14 protein-coding genes are annotated in these 16,817 nt (G+C 72.7%); 7 read left to right on the top strand and 7 right to left on the bottom strand.

Going from position 1 to position 16,817, the window contains the following annotated elements; translation table 11 throughout:
* The first annotated feature begins 33 nt into the window (after nt 1-33).
* Together ABIC52_RS07230 and ABIC52_RS07225 are read left to right on the top strand one after the other, a co-directional pair.
* On the top strand, nt 34-1,071 hold the full coding sequence (locus tag ABIC52_RS07230; RefSeq protein ID WP_161972657.1) for an alpha/beta hydrolase: 1,038 nt from the start codon (nt 34-36) through the stop codon (nt 1,069-1,071).
* A 109-nt stretch (nt 1,072-1,180) separates the two neighbouring features.
* The gene (locus ABIC52_RS07225) at nt 1,181-1,435 is read left to right on the top strand and encodes a hypothetical protein (RefSeq protein WP_126892135.1); all 255 of its coding nucleotides are present in this window, start codon (nt 1,181-1,183) and stop codon (nt 1,433-1,435) included.
* Between the two features lie 51 nt (nt 1,436-1,486).
* Here ABIC52_RS07225 and ABIC52_RS07220 read toward each other — a convergent pair whose 3' ends face one another.
* The 3 genes from ABIC52_RS07220 to yczR form a co-directional block, all read right to left on the bottom strand.
* A complete protein-coding gene (locus ABIC52_RS07220; protein WP_354026988.1) occupies nt 1,487-4,915 on the bottom strand; it encodes an efflux RND transporter permease subunit in 3,429 nt (1,142 codons plus the stop codon).
* A 62-nt stretch (nt 4,916-4,977) separates the two neighbouring features.
* Nucleotides 4,978-5,631 (bottom strand): DUF6518 family protein, encoded by a 654-nt coding sequence (locus tag ABIC52_RS07215; protein ID WP_209679936.1) that lies wholly within the window; start codon nt 5,629-5,631, stop codon nt 4,978-4,980.
* A 92-nt stretch (nt 5,632-5,723) separates the two neighbouring features.
* A complete protein-coding gene (yczR, locus tag ABIC52_RS07210; RefSeq protein WP_126892138.1) occupies nt 5,724-7,166 on the bottom strand; it encodes a MocR-like transcription factor YczR in 1,443 nt (480 codons plus the stop codon).
* 61 nt (nt 7,167-7,227) lie between these two features.
* On the opposite strand from yczR, the gene yczE reads away from it, so the two are divergent.
* A complete protein-coding gene (gene yczE, locus ABIC52_RS07205; protein WP_209679938.1) occupies nt 7,228-7,941 on the top strand; it encodes a membrane protein YczE in 714 nt (237 codons plus the stop codon).
* The gene (locus ABIC52_RS07200) at nt 7,884-8,753 is read left to right on the top strand and encodes a sugar phosphate isomerase/epimerase family protein (RefSeq protein ID WP_354026987.1); all 870 of its coding nucleotides are present in this window, start codon (nt 7,884-7,886) and stop codon (nt 8,751-8,753) included. Before yczE ends, ABIC52_RS07200 begins: the two co-directional genes overlap by 58 nt.
* 194 nt (nt 8,754-8,947) lie before the next feature.
* Here the strand turns inward: ABIC52_RS07200 and ABIC52_RS07195 are convergent, their stop codons facing one another.
* The 4 genes from ABIC52_RS07195 to ABIC52_RS07180 are packed head-to-tail and all read right to left on the bottom strand — an operon-like array spanning nt 8,948 to nt 13,315.
* Nucleotides 8,948-9,979 carry a Gfo/Idh/MocA family protein gene (locus ABIC52_RS07195; protein WP_354026986.1) on the bottom strand — a complete coding sequence of 344 codons (1,032 nt, stop codon included), beginning with the start codon at nt 9,977-9,979 and terminating at the stop codon, nt 8,948-8,950.
* Nucleotides 9,976-10,992: a Gfo/Idh/MocA family protein gene (locus tag ABIC52_RS07190; RefSeq protein WP_209679942.1), complete on the bottom strand. Its 1,017-nt coding sequence runs from the start codon at nt 10,990-10,992 to the stop codon at nt 9,976-9,978. The genes ABIC52_RS07195 and ABIC52_RS07190 overlap by 4 nt, the downstream gene beginning before the upstream one ends.
* Nucleotides 10,989-12,098, bottom strand: a complete 1,110-nt coding sequence (locus ABIC52_RS07185; RefSeq protein WP_209679944.1) for an ROK family protein — start codon at nt 12,096-12,098, stop codon at nt 10,989-10,991. The genes ABIC52_RS07190 and ABIC52_RS07185 overlap by 4 nt, the downstream gene beginning before the upstream one ends.
* On the bottom strand, nt 12,095-13,315 hold the full coding sequence (locus ABIC52_RS07180) for an ROK family transcriptional regulator (protein WP_209679946.1): 1,221 nt from the start codon (nt 13,313-13,315) through the stop codon (nt 12,095-12,097). The genes ABIC52_RS07185 and ABIC52_RS07180 overlap by 4 nt, the downstream gene beginning before the upstream one ends.
* A 139-nt stretch (nt 13,316-13,454) precedes the next feature.
* Here ABIC52_RS07180 and ABIC52_RS07175 point away from each other — a divergent pair, with 139 nt between their 5' ends.
* From ABIC52_RS07175 to ABIC52_RS07165, 3 genes are read left to right on the top strand one after another with little or no spacing between them, the layout of a single operon-like run.
* Nucleotides 13,455-14,411, top strand: coding sequence for a carbohydrate ABC transporter permease (locus ABIC52_RS07175; protein ID WP_126892319.1), 957 nt, complete (start codon nt 13,455-13,457; stop codon nt 14,409-14,411).
* A gap of 10 nt (nt 14,412-14,421) precedes the next feature.
* On the top strand, nt 14,422-15,324 hold the full coding sequence (locus ABIC52_RS07170; RefSeq protein WP_126892320.1) for a carbohydrate ABC transporter permease: 903 nt from the start codon (nt 14,422-14,424) through the stop codon (nt 15,322-15,324).
* 50 nt (nt 15,325-15,374) lie between these two features.
* Nucleotides 15,375-16,682: an ABC transporter substrate-binding protein gene (locus ABIC52_RS07165; RefSeq protein ID WP_354026985.1), complete on the top strand. Its 1,308-nt coding sequence runs from the start codon at nt 15,375-15,377 to the stop codon at nt 16,680-16,682.
* The last annotated feature ends 135 nt before the right edge of the window (nt 16,683-16,817 follow it).

Below are 16,817 nucleotides of genomic sequence, written 5' to 3'. Positions count from 1 at the left end.
GGTGACGAGCGGGCGGGGTTAGCGTGGACGACGATGAGGTCCGGCCGCCACACACTGCTCGCGCTCCTCGCCGCGGTCGTGGCGACGGGTGCCCTCGGGTCGTGCAGCAGCACGCCGGCGGGCGACCGGGACGACGTCGTGACCGCGGACCCCGTGATCTACCCGCTGTCCTTGCGCTACCCCGGCATCGAGGTCGTGGCCGACGTGCCCTACGGTCGGGAGCCGCTGCAGCGCCTCGACGTGTGCCTGCCGCCCGACAGCGCACCGGACACCACGGCGACGCCGGCACCCACCTGGTCAGGAGCCGCGACCGACGACCCGACCGGTGGCACGGCCGCCCGGGACCGGCAGGACCCCCGACCCGGCGACGGCCGACCGGCGGTGATGCTCGTCCACGGCGGGAGCTGGTCGCATGGCGACAAGGCCACGGCTGCCTACCGGGCGGTGTGCCAGTACCTCGCGTCCGAGGGGTTCGTCACCGTGAACATCGACTACCGCCTCGCGCCGACGGACCCCTTCCCGGCGGGCCTCGACGACGCCCGGCGGGCGCTCGACTGGGTGTTCCGGCCCACGACGCTGCAGACGTACGACATCGACCCGGACCGCGTGGGGCTCTTCGGCGGCAGCGCTGGCGGCAACCTCGTGGCGATGCTCGCGGTGACGGACCACGAGTCCGCGGCGTGGGCGGACGGGGACCGCATCCGTGCGGTCGTCGACCTGAGCGGCCCGACCGACCTCACGACGCGGTCGACCGAGCCGGACGGGGTGTCGGCCTCGTTCCAGCGGAAGCAACTGCTCTACCTCGGCTGCCGGAGCTACGAGGACTGTCCCGCCGCGCAGGCAGCCTCCCCCGGCGCCCACGTCACGCACGACACGGCCCCGTTCTTCGTGGGCCACTCCACCGACGAGTTCATCCCGCTCTGGGAGTCGCAGGAGTTCGTCGCGACGCTCCGCGAGCACGACGTCCCGGTGACGTTCGTCGCCGTCGAGGGGACGGCGCACTCGATCGCCCAGCTCGACCGGGCGATGAGCGAGCGGGTGGTGGCGTTCCTCCGCGACCGTCTCCGCTGACGAGCCCGACGGGCCTGACGAGCCCGACGACTCGGACGGGCCGTGCCCCGTGCGGGTGGCACCCGGACTCGGGCGTGCGGGGGCCGGAGCGCCCGCGCACACTCGAGGGGTGACCGACACCACGACCCGCCCCGCGCGCCCCGTCGCCGAGTGGCCCGCCCGGACGTCCGTCCGGACCTACGCGGAGCTGCTGCTCGGCCTGTCGTTCACCGCCGCCGTGGCCTTCGGCGGGTACTCGGCCGCCACCGGCCACATGGCGATCGCCGCGCAGGGCGCCGCGATCGTCTTCCTCCTCACCCTGACCTGCGTGCTCGTGTCGTGGTTCCGCGAGGTCGAGGCCGAGGAGTCCGGCAGCCGCGACTGACGGCGACCCACCGGCGAGCAGACGGCCGCAGCACCGCGCGGCCCCGACGCCTCAGTGCTCCGCCACGGCCTCCCGCTCCGCCGGGGCCTCCCGCTCCGCCGGGGCCTCCCGCTCCGCCTTCCGGTCGGCCCGGCGTTCCCGGAAGCCCTCGACCACCGAGTACAGCGCCGGCAGCACCACGAGGGTCAGCAGCGTCGAGGACACCAGACCGCCGATCACGACCAGGGCGAGCGGCTGCGAGATGAACCCCGACTTCCCGGTCAGCCCGATCGCCATCGGCAGCAGCGCGAAGATCGTCGCCAGCGCCGTCATCAGGATCGGCCGGAGTCGGCGGGTCGCTCCCTCGATCAGCGCCTCGCGGACGCGGAGCCCACGACGGCGGTACTGGTTGACGAGGTCGATGAGCACGATCGCGTTCGTGACCACGATGCCGACGAGCATGAGCAGACCGATGAGCGACGCCACGCCGAGCGGGATGCCCGTGACGATCTGCAGGAGCAGCGCACCGGTGGCGGCGAACGGCACCGAGAGCAGCAGCAGGATCGGCTGGAGCAGGCTCCGGAACGTCGCGACCATGATCACGTAGACGATCAGGATCGCGACGAGCACGGCGAGCAGCAGCTGGCTGAACGCCGACGACTGGCTCGAGGCGACACCGCCGATCGTCGCCGACGCGCCCTTCGGCAGGTCGAGGGCGTCGACGGCCTGGGTCACGTTCTGCACGGCCTGACCGAGGTTCGTCGAGTCCGGCGTCACGGTGATCGTCGCGGTGCGCACGGCGTTCGACGTGGTGATCGTGGTCGGGCCGTCGGACTGCTCGACCGTCGCGACGTCGGTCAGCGGGACCTCGCCGTTCGCGGTCGGGATCGACAGCGACTTCAGGGCGTCGATCGTGGTCGGCGGCTGCGGGTCGGCGATGTACACGTCGAGTGTGGCGTCGTCGATCTCGACGCTGCCGGTGTCGCGCGGCGAGACCGCGGCGGCGACGATCCCACCGACCTGCGTCTCGGTGAGTCCGTGCTCGGCGGCTGCCGCCCGGTCGACCTTGACCGCCAGGTACGGCTCGGCCGCGGACAGGTTGCTCGTCGCCGAGGTGGTCCCGTCGACGTCGCGCATCGTCGTCAGGACCCGCTGCGCAGCCGTCTCGAGCTCGGACTGGGTCGGCGCGGTGACGTCGACCTCGATGTCGCTGGACCCGCCGAAGCCACCGCCGGCGCTCGACAGGCTGACCTCGCCCACGCCGTCGATCCGGTCGATGCGGTCGCGGGCAGTGGACTGGACGGTCGTCTGGTCGGCACCGGCGTCGGTGGTGACGTTGTACTGCACGGACGCGGACGCGCCACCGCCGAACGCGGCCTGGATGGACTGGCCGCTCGATCCGATCGTGGTCTGGACGGTCTCGACGCCGGAGACGTCCTGCAGCACCCGCTCGACCTTGCGGGCGGCGTCTGACTGCACGTCGAGGCTGGTGCCGGGCTCGAGGTCCTGCGTCACGGTGAAGGTGTTCTGCCCGGAGTCGCCGAGGTAGTTCGTCTTGACGAAGGGCACGGCCGCCGCGGTGCCACCGAGGACGACGAGGGCGAGCACGAGGACGAGCGCCGGACGACCGACCGCCCAGCGGAGGACGGGCAGGTAGCCGCGGCGCAGCCGGTCCGACGTGCCGGCGTCGTGCAGGTCGGCGGCCGACGCCAGCGCCCCGGTCGACCTCCCGGCCGAGGTGGCGGCCGCCGACGTGGGAGCGGAGGCTGCCGACGGGTCCGTCGCCACGGTCTCCGTGGACCCGGTGGTCGGCACCGCCGCGTGGCGGTGGGTCCTCGGCGCGCGGAGCCACCAGTACGCGAGCACCGGCACGATCGTCAGCGACACGAACAGCGAGGCGAGCAACGCCATCGTGACCGTCAGCGCGAAGGGCCGGAAGAGTTCACCGACGAGCTCAGCGACGAACGCGACCGGCAGGAAGACCGCCACGGTCGTGAGCGTCGACGCGGTCACGGCCCCGGCGACCTCGCGCACGGCGTCGAGCACCGCCCGCCCACGGTCGACGCCCGGTTGCAGGTGTCGCTTGATGTTCTCGATGACGACGATGGAGTCGTCGACCACGCGCCCGATCGCGATGGTGAGGGCGGCGAGCGTGATGATGTTCAGGGTGTAGCCGGCGGCCTGCATGCCGATCGCGGCGAGGAGCACCGAGGTCGGGATCGAGATCGCGGTCACGAGCGTCGAGCGCCACGACAGCAGGAACACCAGGATGACGAGGACCGCGAAGCCGAGGCCGAGCAGCCCCTCCTCCGCCAGGGAGTCGATGGACTGCTGGATGTAGGGCGCCTGGTCGAACACCACGGTGAACCGCGGGTCGCCGGTGACCTTGGCCTCGATGCCGGGCAGGGCGTCCTTCACGGTCTCGGAGACGTCGACCGTGTTGGCCTCCTGCGTCTTCGTGATCGCGATGGTGAGCGCGGTCTTGCCGTCGACGCGGCTGATCGAGGTGCGCGGCGACTCCTCGATCTGCACGGTCGCGACGTCGCCGAGCGAGGTCGGTGTGGAGGCCGTGCTCGCGCCCGCCCCGCCGGTCGCGGCCGTCCCGGTGCCGGCCTGGCCCGCGGCCGACCCACCGGCGGTTCCGTCACCCGACGTGGTGAAGCCCGTCCCCGTGCTGCCCGGCGCCCCGACGGCACTGCCGGAGTCCGTCGCGGCGCCGCCCGCGGACGCCCCACCGGCCGACGAGCCCGACGCGCCGGACCCGCTCGACGCCGTCAGGGGCAGCCCGCGGATGTCGTCGAGCGACGCGATGCGCTGCCCGGTCTGCACCGAGAGGGTCGTGCCGTCCTGGGTGATCGTGCCACCGGGGACGAGCGTGCCGTTGTCGTCGAGGGCGTTCGAGATCGACTGCGTCGTGAGCCCGCGCGCCGCGAGCTCGTCCTCGTTCGGGGTGATCACGATGCGGCGGCCCGGGTTGCCGAACACGTCGGCCTGCCGCACGCCGTCGAGCTTCTCGAGGTCGGGCACGGCCGTGGCGTTCAGCCGGTCGACGAGCTGCTCCTGGTTGCCGGAGGCGGTGACGGCGAGCTGCAGCACGGGCAGGTCGTCGAAGGACCCGGTGACGATCTGGGTCTGCACGGTGTCCGGCAGCGAGAGGGCGTTCACCGCGGTCTGGATCTTGTCCTCGGCGCTGGCCAGGTTCGACCCGTAGTCGAACGAGGCGGACACCACGCTCTGCCCCGTCGAGGAGGTCGCACTCGTCGACTCGAGGTCCGGCACGACCTGGATGGCCTGCTCGATCTTCGTCGACACGTCGTTCGACACGACCTCCGGCGTCGCGCCGGGGTAGGCGCTGACGATCGCCACCTGGGGGAACTGGACGCTCGGGATGAGCTCCTGCTTGAGGTTCGTCAGCGCGACGCCGCCGAACACCGCGACGACGATCGTGACGAGCGCGATGAGGGCCCGGTTGCGGAGGCTGAAGACCGAGAGGAGGTGCACGTGCCGATCCTCGCAGTTCCACCTGCGAACCAGACCGGGCCCGACCTGCCCTGTGGAGAGCCCTACCCACCGAGGACGAGGTAGGCGGCGAACACCCCGATCGCTCCGACGACGCCGGTCCCGGACGCGACGATCCGCGCGGCCCGGGTCCGCGCCGTCAGCGTCGCGACCACGAGCACGACCACACCGGAGACGATCTGCGCGATCCACGCTGTCGTCGTCGCGTCGTCGGCCACCCGGAGCACGGCGCGGACGCCCTCCCCGACCAGGATCGCCGCAGTGACACCGAGCGCCGCCGCACGCCAGCGCCCGTCCGTCCCCCGCAGTCCGGCCGCGACGGCACCCGCGAGGATCCCGGCGGGCAGGCCCAGGAGGACCCAGGGGTTCGTGACCGACAGGACGTCCGGGTAGCCCCGGAGGTTGGACGCCGCCCAGTACCCGACGTGCATGAGCTCCAGCGACGCGACGCCGAGCACGGCCGCGGCCACCAGCCCGCTCCGTCCGGCCCGGATCCCCACGAGCGCGCAGAGCGCCACGGCGGCGACGAACCAGGGACCGGCGGAGTTCGCGACGACGGCGAGCGCCGGCACGGCCTGTCCGAACGAGGTGAGCACACCGACGAGCACCGAGGTGCTCAGGGCCATCGACACCCGGACAGCGCGGGGCACCGGGGCGCGCATCGGGACGGGGCGGTGTGCGGCGACGAGCGGGGTCATGCTCCGAGCCTCGCCGACCGGGGACGTGGTGACATCAGCCGATCGGTCGACAACAGCAGACGGGGGTACGCCGCGGGGATGACCTGTGCCGCTCAGACCACCGCGGCGAGCGACCCCCGGGCGCCTGCTCCCTCGCCACCGATCCGCGACCACGCGCGCCCGAGCACGTCGACCAGGCGCTCCCGGTCCGCCGCGGCCATCGTGTAGGGCACCCGGAGGAACCGCTCGAACCCGCCGTCGGGTCCGAACACCCCGCCCGAGGCCAGCAGCACCCCCTCGGCCCGCGCGGCCAGGACGAGTGCGCTCGAGACCGGACGGCCGAGCCCGACCCACGTCGTCAACCCGCCTGCGGGCGACGGGACGTCCCACTCGGGCAGCCGGGCGCGCAGGCCGGCCACGAGCTCGTCGCGACCGGCGCGCAGGAAGGTGCGCCGCCCCTCCAGGACGGCCTCCGTCCGCGGCACGAGTTCGCGCGCGACGAGCTGGTCGAGGACCGGCGTGCCGAGGTCGCCCGTCGGGCGGGCGAGCAGCAGGCGCTGCAACAGCTCCGGCGCGGCCCGGACCCAGCCGATGCGCAGACCGCCCCAGAAGACCTTGGCGGCCGAGCCGATCATCACGACGTCCGGCGACAGCGCCGCCAACGGCGGCCCGCCGACCCCGTCGATGCGGAGCTCCCCCATCGTCTCGTCGGCGACCACGGTCGTGCCGGTCCTCGCGGCGACGCCGAGCAGCAGCCGCCGGGTGTCGGCCGTCATGGTCGCCCCGGTCGGGTTGTGGAGCTCGGGCATGACGTAGGCGACCGCCGGGGCCGTCCGGCGCAGGGTCGTCTCGAGCGCGGCCGCGTCCCACCCGGCGCGGGCGTCGACGGGCACGCCGACGAGTCGCGCACCGGCCTCGCGGAAGGCCTCGTGCGCGTGCGGGTACGTCGGCGACTCGACGAGCACGGTGTCGCCGCGGCGGACGAGCACACGGGCGAGCAGTGCGATCGCGTGCTGGGCGCCGATCGTGACGACCACCTGCGAGGGGTCGGTCGGGAGCCCGCGCTCGGTGTACCGGTCGGCGATGGCGGCGCGGAGCCCGGGGTCCCCGACGGTGTCGTAGCCGATGCCGGCGAGCGCGGCGGGCACGTACCGGACGGCACGCTCGACGGCCTCGGCGACCTCGGGTGCGGCGTGCAGCGCGGCCTTCCGCAGGTCGAGCAGGTCGCCGGGCACCACGCCGCCGAGCCGCTCGGGGTCGGGTCGTCCGGCCAGGTCGCGCGGCAGGTGCACGACGCTCCCGGACCCGCGCAGCGACACCAGGAACCCGTCGTCCCGCAGCCGGGCGTACGCGTTCGCCACGGTGGTGCGCGAGACGCCGAGGGCCTCGGCGAGCCCGCGTTCGGCGGGCAGCCGGACGCCGAGCGGCACCCGGCCGTCGATGACGAGCACGCGGACGGCGTCGGACAGTGCCTCGTACGCGGGGGCGTCGGTGCCGTCCCGCCAGTCGGCGAGCAGGAGGGCGGCGGCGCGGGCGCTGAGGGAGACCGGGGGCACGGGGCCACGCTAGCCCGATTGGCTCTCGACGGCCAGGCCAATCCGGCGCGAGCATCGGAGCATGCGCCGCTCCACCGCCCTCGTGCTCCGCTCCGTCCAACTCGCCGTCGGCCTCTTCCTCTACGGCGCCTCGACCGCGCTGCAGGTCCGCGCGGTCGTCGGGGTGGGCTCGTGGACGGTGCTCACGCAGGGCCTGGAGAACGTGCTGCCGTGGTCGTTCGGCGTCATCACCGTCGTGTCGAGCGTCGTCATCCTGCTGCTCTGGATCCCGCTCCGTCAGAAGCCCGGCATCGGCACGCTGTGCAACGTGCTGGCGATCGGCCCGTCCGCCGACCTGGTGCTGTGGCTCGTGCCGGAGCCCGACGGCCTGGTCCCCCGGATCCTGCTGTTCGCCGCGGGGCTCGCGCTGCTCGCGGTCGCCACCGCCTGCTACATCGGCGCCGGGCTCGGCACCGGCGCCCGCGACGGACTGATGGTCGGCGTGCACGAGCGCTTCGGCTGGCCGCTGTGGCTCGCCCGCACGGTCATCGAGGTCAGCGTCGTCGTGGTCGGGTGGCTGCTCGGCGGTGACGTCGGGGTCGGCACGGTCGTCGCGGCGTTCGCGATCGGCCCGATGGTGCAGCCGCTCATGCCGCTCTTCCGCCGCCTGCCGTGGTCCCCGCAACGCCAGGGCAGCACCCCTGGTGGCGGCGCGCCGACTGCGGCTAGGGTCGCGCCATGCGACTCGGAGTGTCCTCCTACAGCTACGCCCGCTCGCTCCAGCGCGGTGCGCTGACGATCTTCGACGTCGTCGACCGCGTCGCGGACGCCGGCGGCGAGCACCTCGAGATCGCCGCGGGCGGGTTCGGCGACGACCTCCCCCGGCAGCCCGAGCTCGTCGACCGGTTGCGCGAGCACGCCGCCGCCCGCGGGATCGGGCTCGCGAACCACGTGATCGGTGCGGACTTCTCGGACCTGGCGACCGTCGACGCCGAGGTCGCCCGCGTCCACGAGCAGCTCGACGTCGCACACCGGCTCGGCATCACGCACCTCCGCCACGACGTCGTCCCGTGGGCCTGGCGGGACGCCGACCACGCGGAGTTCGAGCGTGTGCTCGCGCAGGTCGTGCCGGTGTGCCGTGCGGTCGCGGAGCACGCCGCGACGCTCGGCATCACGACGATGGTCGAGAACCACGGCTTCGCGTTCAACGACAGCGAGCGGATCCTGCGGCTGGTGCACGAGGTCGACCACCCGCGCTTCCGCGCCCTGCTCGACGTCGGCAACTTCGTCTGCCTCGACGACGACCCGCTGCGCGCGGTGCAGCGGGTGCTGCCGGTCGCCGCCGTCGTGCACCTCAAGGACTTCCTGGTGCGCGAGACCGCGCCGGCCGCGGACGGCTGGCTCACGACGCTGGCCGGTCGCGCCGTGCTCGGCACGGTCGTCGGGCACGGCGACCTGCCCCTCGACCGGATCGTGGAGCGCATCGTCGCGAGCGGGTTCGACGGGCCGGTGTCGATCGAGTTCGAGGGGCTCGAGGACGACGTCGAGGCCGTCGAGCGCGGGCTCGCGAACGCACGCCGCCTGTGGGCGGCGGCCGGCGGCTCCTGAGCCGGTGCCGTGACGGACGGGAGGCGCGGCGCCAGCCCGCACCGCGCCTCCCGTCCGTCACGCCGCCCGTCCGTCGTCGTGACCCGCGTCGTGGGACGCGTCGATGGAGCAGGAGCTGTCGGGTGCGACCGGCCGACCCGACAGTTGCTGCTCCATCGACGAAGGGGTCCGAGGGGTCCGAGGGCGACGCCGGGTCAGACGGACCGCACCCGCACCGTCCCGCCGCTCGCGGCCGATTCCTGCGCCGCCAGCACGATCGCCAGGGTGCGCAGTCCCACGGCCGCGTCGGGCTGGGGCTGCTCGCCGGAACGGACCGCGGCGACGAAGGTGTCGAGCATCGCCGCGTCGAAGTCCGGGCCGTACGGCAGGACGACCGACCGGCCGGTGGCCGCGTCGAGCCCCCGCACGCTCGGCCGGAAGAAGTCGACGTCGACCGAGCCCTCGGAACCGACGACGGTGAGCGCGAGCCCGCCCCAGGTCGGCGAGGTGTCCGGACGGCTCCACGAGCAGTCGATCGCCGCGATCGTTCCGTCCGCGTAGGTGATGGTGACCAGCCCGGCGGTCTCGGCCTGCGCGCGCGACGCGTGCAGCACCCGGTTCGTCACGGCCGTGACGGTCTCGGCCGGCGTGCCGTCCAGGAGCTCGTCGAGCAGGTCGGCGATGTGCACGACGTGGTCGACGATCGCGCCGCCACCGGACAGCTCCGGTTCCGTGAACCACGAGCGGGTGAGCGGCAGCATGCCGTTGTTCGCCCCGCGGACCGAGAACACCTCGCCGAGGCGGCCGGACCGCTTCGTCGCGGCGAGCCGGGCGAACGTGCTCGCGAACCGGACCGGGAAGGCGACCATGAGCAGCACGCCCGCGGCCTCGGCGGCGGCGCGCATGGCGAGCCCGTCCTCCCAGGTGGTGGCGAGGGGCTTCTCGCACAGCACGTGCGCACCCGCGGCGGCGGCCTGCTCGACCAGCGCACGGTGCCGGGCGTTCTCGCTGGTGACCACGACGGCGTCGACCCCGCTCGCCAGGAGCTCCTCCACGGTGTCGACGTACGCGACCCCGAGCGCGTCGGCGAGCTCGCGACCGCGCAGGTCGACCAGCTCGGTGCCCGTCGAGGTGCCGTCCGGGTCGGTGCCGACGACCTCGACGTCGGGCATCGCCTGCAGTGCCGACAGGTAGGACAGGGCGTGCGTGTGCGCGAACGACAGCACACCGATCCGCAGGGCGGTCACGCCGTCGCCCCCTCGTGCGTCCCGGCCGCCGGGGCGGGCCCGAGGTCGACGGGCTGCCCCGTCGCGACCGACCGCAGCGCGGCGTTGACGATGCGGACCGCGGTGGCGCCGTCCTCGGCGGAGACACGGGGCACCGCACCGCCCCGGAAGGCGCCGAGGTACTCCTGGATCTCGAGGAAGTACGGGTCCTCGGCGGGGTCGAGCTCCGGCAGGTCGCCGCCGACCCCCGCCTCGTCGAGGAGCTCGGCCGTGTAGTTCCGCTCCGCACGGGAGTCGTGCGACAGGCTGCCGAGCGTGCCCGTGGCGGAGAACTCGGTGACGAACGGCAGGTGCGCCGGTCCCCAGATGCCCGCGACGTGGCTGATCGCACCGGACTCGTGGGTGAGCAGCACGTGCGCGGCCTCGACCGGGTGGTCGACGGTGCCCTTCCGGACGTGCACGGCGCTGACCCGGACGACGTCGCCGGCGATCCACCGGGCGATGTCCAGGTCGTGGATCATCTGGTCCATGATGATGCCGCCCGAGAGCTCGGGGTCGGCGAACCAGGCGGACCGGGTCGGGAACGCACCGGAGCGGACGAACCGCAGCACGGCCAGTTCGCCGAGCTGCCCGGCGTCGACCGCGGCCTTCAGGCGGACGTACTCCGGGAAGTAGCGGACCACGTGCGCCGGGTAGAGCTGCCGGCCGGCCTCGTGCGCGAGCCGGACCAGGTCGTCGGCGTCCGCGTCGGTGCGGGCCAGCGGCTTCTCGCTGATGACGTCCTTGCCGGCGGCGAGCGCGGCGCGCACGACCTCGGCGTGGGCGTACGTGGGGACGACGACGTCCACCACGTCGACACGGGCGAGGAGTGCGTCGAGCGAATCGACCACCTCGCCGCCGTGTGCCGCGACGAGTTCCTCGGCGCCGACCTCCGAGAAGACGACGACGTCCCCGAGGCGGAGCAGGTTCGGCAGGTGCGCGTGGGCGATCACCCCCGCGCCGACGAGGCCGATCCGGAGTCGCTGAGCGGTCATGGGGTCCTCCTGGTTCGTGGGTGGTGCGGTGTCCGTGGTGGAGCGGTGGGGTCGGGTTCGGCGGGGCCGTGCGGGGCGGTGGCCGGCGTCGCCGCGGCTGGGCTCGGTCCCGCGGCGGTGCGGGCGAGCAGGGCTGCTCCGGCCAGGCCGGCGCCCGCACCCGCGAGCGACTGCTCGATGCGGGGAGCGGGACGCCAGCCGAGCCGGGCGTCCACCGCGGTGCGCAGCGGGGCGAGGAGGCGTTCCCCGGACTCGCCGAGGCCGCCGCCGACGACGACCACGGCCGGGTCGAGCACGGCGGACAGGATCGCGATCCCGGCGGCGAGCGCGTCGATCGCGTCGGCCCACACCGCGGCGGCGAGCGGGTCGGTGTCGACGGCGGCGACGATCTCGTCGGTCGCCCCGTCGATGGTGCCGCCGGCCGCGCGGTAGCGCCGTCCGATGTTCCGGGCGGAGGCGTACACCTCCACGCACCCGCGCTGCCCGCACGTGCAGGGCTCACCGCCCGGTCGGACGCAGACGTGCCCGACCTCGCCGGCACCTCCGGCTGCACCGACCACGAGGCGACCGTCGACCACCAGGCTCGCGGAGACACCGGTGCCGATCGGGATGAAGACCATCTCGGCGACGTCCCGACCCGCCGCGGTGCGCGCCGCGATCTCGGCGGTCGCGGCAGCGCGGGCGTCGTGCGCCACGGCGACGGGGACGCCGTACCGGTCGCGCAGGAGTGCGGCGAGGGGCAGGTCGCGCCAGTCGAGGTTGACCGCGACGACCACCGTCCCGGTCTCGGCGTCGACGACCCCGGGCGTGCAGAGGCCGATGGCGGTGAGCGGGTGCCCGGCGGCCGCGGCTGCTGCTGCGAGCCGGTCGACCACGGCCGTGACGGCGGCGAGGGCCGGGCCGCCGGCGGCGGGATCGGGGGTGTCGGGGTCTCCGGAGTCGGGCGTTCCGACGTCGACCGGCCCGAGGGTGGGCACGACCGCGCGGTCGAGGACGACGTCGCCGACGCGGACCATCCCCTTGACGGTGGTGCCGCCGACGTCGACGGCGACGACCGCGCCGGACTCCTCCCCGCCGCCGTGCACAGCAGCACCGCCGGTGCTCATGCGGTCCGCTCCGCCGCCGCTCGGGCGAGTTCGTCCACGCGGGCCGGCGCGAGCACCTCGTCGATCGCGAGCACGGTCGCGCCGCGGATGCCGGCGTCGCGCGGCGAGGAGCTCGCCCGGACGTCGAGGGCGTCCGCGACCATCGGCAGGCACGACCGGTAGAGCTCGCCCCGGATCGTCGCGACCAGGACGGACGACGCCGACATCGCGCCCGCGAGCACGACCTCGCTCGGGTTGCAGAAGTTCACGATGCCGGAGAGCACCCGGCCGATGTGCTCCCCCGCCCGCCGGAGCTCGTCGAGGACGACCGCGTCGCCCTGTGCCGCGAGCGCCAGCACGTCGCTCGTCCCGCCGACCTGCCGCCCGGCCGCACGCAGCCGGGCGACGATCGCGCCCCCGGACGCCACCGACTCGAGGCAGTTCGGCACCCCGCAGGTGCAGCCGATGGCGGCCTCGCCGTCGACGGGGGTGTGGCTGATCTCGCCGGCGGCGCCGCTCACCCCGCGGTGCAGGCGCCCGTCGAGCAGCACGCCCGAGCCGATGCGGGTCCCGAGCTTCACCGCGACGAGGGTGCCCGTGCGGTCGGGGCCCGGACGCTCGGCCAGGGCGATGAGGTTCGCGTCGTTCTCCACGAGCACGGGGGCGTCGGTGTGCTCGGCGAAGAGCTGGGGCAGGACGGCGCCGTGCCACGACGGCTCGAAGGACGGTGTCGCGATGCTGCCGCCCGGGTACGACACGGGCGCGGGCACGCTGATCGCCGCACCGCGGAAGCGAGCCGTGTCCAGGCCGCTGTCCCGGGCGAGCTCGACGAACCGGTCCCAGAGCGCGGCGACCGAGGCCCGCGGCCCCGCGGCGACGGGCACCGTGGCGGCGCCGTGCTCGAGCGCGTCGGTGTCGGCGACGATCCGGCCGGCGAGGTCGGTGAGCACGATGCGGACGTGGTGGGCACCGAGGTCGGCCGCGGCGACGAAGCCGGCGTCCGCGACGAGCTCGAGGCGCCGAGCACGTCGGCCGCCGCGGGAGCCCTCGGCGCCGCTCTCGCGCACGAGTCCGAGCGCGGTCAGCGCATCGACCCGGGCCGAGGCGGTGGAGGGCGCGAGACCGGTGCTCCTGGCGATGCTCGAGCGCGAGGTCGTGTCCGAGACGCGGATCAGTCGGAGGACGTCCCCGACGGAGCCCGGACTGCGGTCCATGTCCTGGAAGTGCTGCTCGTGCATGTCGTCACTGTAGCGACGAAACGGCCGATTGCCGAACGAAGTCGTTCCAGATTCGACTGTTTACTTTTGGTGATCGAACGGTAATCTGCTCGAAACAGCCTGTTCCTAGCGTTCAACGACGAGCCAAGAGGAGGTCCGCATGACGAGTGCGGTTCAGAACCCGACCAGGGTGCGCGTTCCCGGTCGACGGTCGTCCACCGCGGACGCGAGCCGGATGGAACGACGCGAGGGCAGGGCGGGCTACGTGCTCATCGCCCCGACGACGGTGCTGCTGGCGCTGTTCTACCTGTACCCGTTGGCACAGACGGTCTACTACTCGTTCACGGACTGGAACCCCGCGTCCGGCGAGACGAACGGCTTCGTCGGCCTGTCGAACTTCACCGGGCTGTTCCGGGACGGCGAGTTCGTCCGGGCGGCGGGCAACACCGCGCTGTACGTGGTCATCGTCGTGCCGATCACGATGGCACTCGGGCTCTTCTTCGCGGCGCTGCTGGCCCAGCCGTTCCGCGGCCGAGGGGTCTACCGCGCACTGCTGTTCGTGCCGTACATCGCCCCGATCGTCGGCAGCGCGCTGATCTTCAGCTTCATCCTGTCGCCGCTCGGCGGCCTGGTGAACGGCGTGGTGACCGCGCTCGGCGCTCCCCCGATCGGCTTCCTGACCTCGGAGCCGTGGGCACTGGTCTCGGTGATCGTGTTCTCGATCTGGCAGGGCGTCGGCTACACGATGATCATCTACTCGGCGGCGCTCACGAACATCCCGGCGTCCTACATGGAGGCCGCGACGCTCGACGGCGCCGGGCCGATCCGCCGCTTCTTCCGGATCTCGCTCCCCCTGGTCGCCCCGACCACGGGCTTCCTCGCCATCACCGGCGTGATCGGCGCGCTGCAGGTCTTCACGCAGGTCTACGTCCTGACCCAGGGCGGCCCGATCAACTCGAGCGAGACGATCCTCTACTACATCTACAACCAGGGCTTCGTGTTCTTCCACGGCGGATCGGCCAGCGCTGCCGCCGTCCTCCTGCTCATCGTCGGCATCCTCGTCGCGGTCGTCCAGCTGCGGGTCATCAACCGCCGCGACCCCATCGAGCTGAACTAGGACCGCCACCGTGACCCAGATCGCCTCCCGCAGCCTCCCGGCGGACGCACGCCGCGCCTCCCGTCCGCACCGCAGCCGCCCGTTCGGCGTGCTGTTCCGCAAGCACTCGCCCGCCGTCCTGCGGCACGTGATCCTGCTCGTCGCGGTCGTGCTGTTCTTCGGCCCGTTCCTCTGGATGCTGCTGACGAGCTTCAAGTCCTCGGAGGAGGCGCTCGCCTTCCCGCCGACGTTCCTGCCGCGGCAGTGGGAACTGTCGAACTACACCGACATCTTCACCGTCGCCCCCTTCGGGTTGTACTTCTTCAACTCGACGGTCGTGGCTATCGCGACGACCCTCGGGCAGATCGTGACGAGCCTGGCCGCGGGCTTCGCGTTCTCGCGCCTGAAGTTCCCCGGCAAGAACGTCGTCTTCGTCGTCCTGCTCGCGGCGCTCCTCGTGCCGTTCGAGGTCGTGTTCACGCCGCTCATCACCCTGCTGTCGTCGTTGCACTGGCTGAACAGCTACCAGGGCCTCATCGTGCCGAACATCCCGTCGATCCTCGGCACCTTCCTGTTCCGGCAGTTCTTCACGTCGTTCCCGAGCGAGATCGAGGACGCCAGTCGGGTCGACGGTGCCGGCGTGTGGCGGCGGATGTGGTCCGTCGTGACGCCGATGGCGACCCCGATGATCGGGTCCTTCGCGGTCCTGTCGTTCGTCTACAACTGGAACAACTTCTTCTTCCAGTTCCTCGTGGCGTCGCGGACCGAGTTCTTCACCGTCTCCGTCGGCCTCACGCAGCTGCAGTCCGCGAACGCGAGCCAGAGCTTCAACCTGCTGATGGCCGGCTCGACACTCGCGATCCTGCCGGTCTTCATCGTCTTCATCATCTTCCAGAAGCAGATCGTGTCGGCCATGGCCGGCGGACTCCGCTGATCCCGCACCACCCCCCTTCGCTCCACCCGAAGTCCGAGAAAGGACGACTCATGCGCAAGCGACTGCTCGGTGCCACGGCCCTCGCCGTGGGTGCCGCACTGGCCCTGTCCGGGTGTTCCGGCGGCTCCGTCACCGGCAACTCCGGCGGCAGCGGCGGCAAGACCACGATCACGGTCTGGCACAACTACACGGGGCCCCAGGCCACCGAGGTGAAGAAGCTCATCGACGAGTACAACTCCTCGCAGGACAAGATCGACGTCCAGCCCCAGTACGCGGCCTCGTCCGACCAGTTCGACGCGAAGCTCATCAACGCGCTGAAGAACGACACCGGCCCCGACATGGTGCTCGGCGACAGCACGCCGCAGCAGACCGGCGAGGTGATCCAGACCGGCAAGGTCCTGCCGCTCGAGGACTACCTGTCCAGCGGTGACGTCACGAAGGACAGCTTCACCGAGGGCATGCTCTCGACCGGCGAGTTCGACGGCAAGCAGTACACGCTGCCGACCGACATCGGCGACTACGCCGTCGTCTACAACAAGGAGATGTTCGAGGAGGCCGGGATCACCGACACCCCGAAGACGTGGGCGGAGTTCCAGGACGACGCGAAGAAGCTCACCAAGGGCACGACCCAGTACGGCGCCTACCTGCCGATCGGCACCGGTGAGTGGCCGGTCTTCACGTGGCAGTCGATGCTCTGGGGCGCCGGCGGCGAGTTCCTCAACGAGGACAACACCAAGGTCGAGTTCAACAGCGACGCGGGCGTGAAGGCGCTCACGGCCTGGACGGACATGCTGCAGGACGGCTCCGCCTACCCGCAGTCGCTCCTGACCACCTCGACGAACGGCGCGGTCCCCGCGCTCACGTCGAAGAAGGCCGCGATGGCGATCACCGGGGCGTACGACCTGTCGACCATCGACAGCACGCTCGGCAAGGACAACGTCGGCGTCTTCGCCCTCCCCGGCATCGAGCAGCCCGCGATGAACCTCGGCACGAACAACTCGTACATCATCGAGACGACGACCGCGAAGCAGGACGCCTCGTGGAAGTTCCTGCAGTGGTGGCTCAGCCCGGACACGCAGGCGAAGTGGGACATCGCGACCGGCCTGCTCCCCGCGAACCAGGCCACGGCGGACAACGCGACGTGGAAGAAGTACCTGGAGGAGAACCCGCGCCTCAAGGCCTTCGCCGACGAGCTCGAGTACGCCAAGGCCCGCCCGTCGATCACCGCGTACGGCGAGGTGAGCGCGGCCCTGTCGACGCAGCTGCAGTCCGCGATGCTGCTGAAGACCAGCCCGAAGGAAGCCCTCGACGCCGCGGCGGAGAAGGCCCAGGCGGCACTGGACGACGCCGCGAAGTAGCGGTCGCTCAGCAGGACGGCCCCGCTCCCCGTCGGGAGCGGGGCCGTCCTACTGTTCCGTCCTGATGACACGAGCGGATTCGCGATGTATCGTGACTCGCACACACGCGATACATCGCGAGTCCGAGGAGGCAAC

Source organism: Curtobacterium oceanosedimentum (genome assembly GCF_040545555.1).
Lineage (GTDB): Bacteria > Actinomycetota > Actinomycetes > Actinomycetales > Microbacteriaceae > Curtobacterium.
The sequence above is the reverse complement of the archived record's forward strand: the minus strand, read 5'-3'. Positions and strand labels throughout refer to the sequence as shown.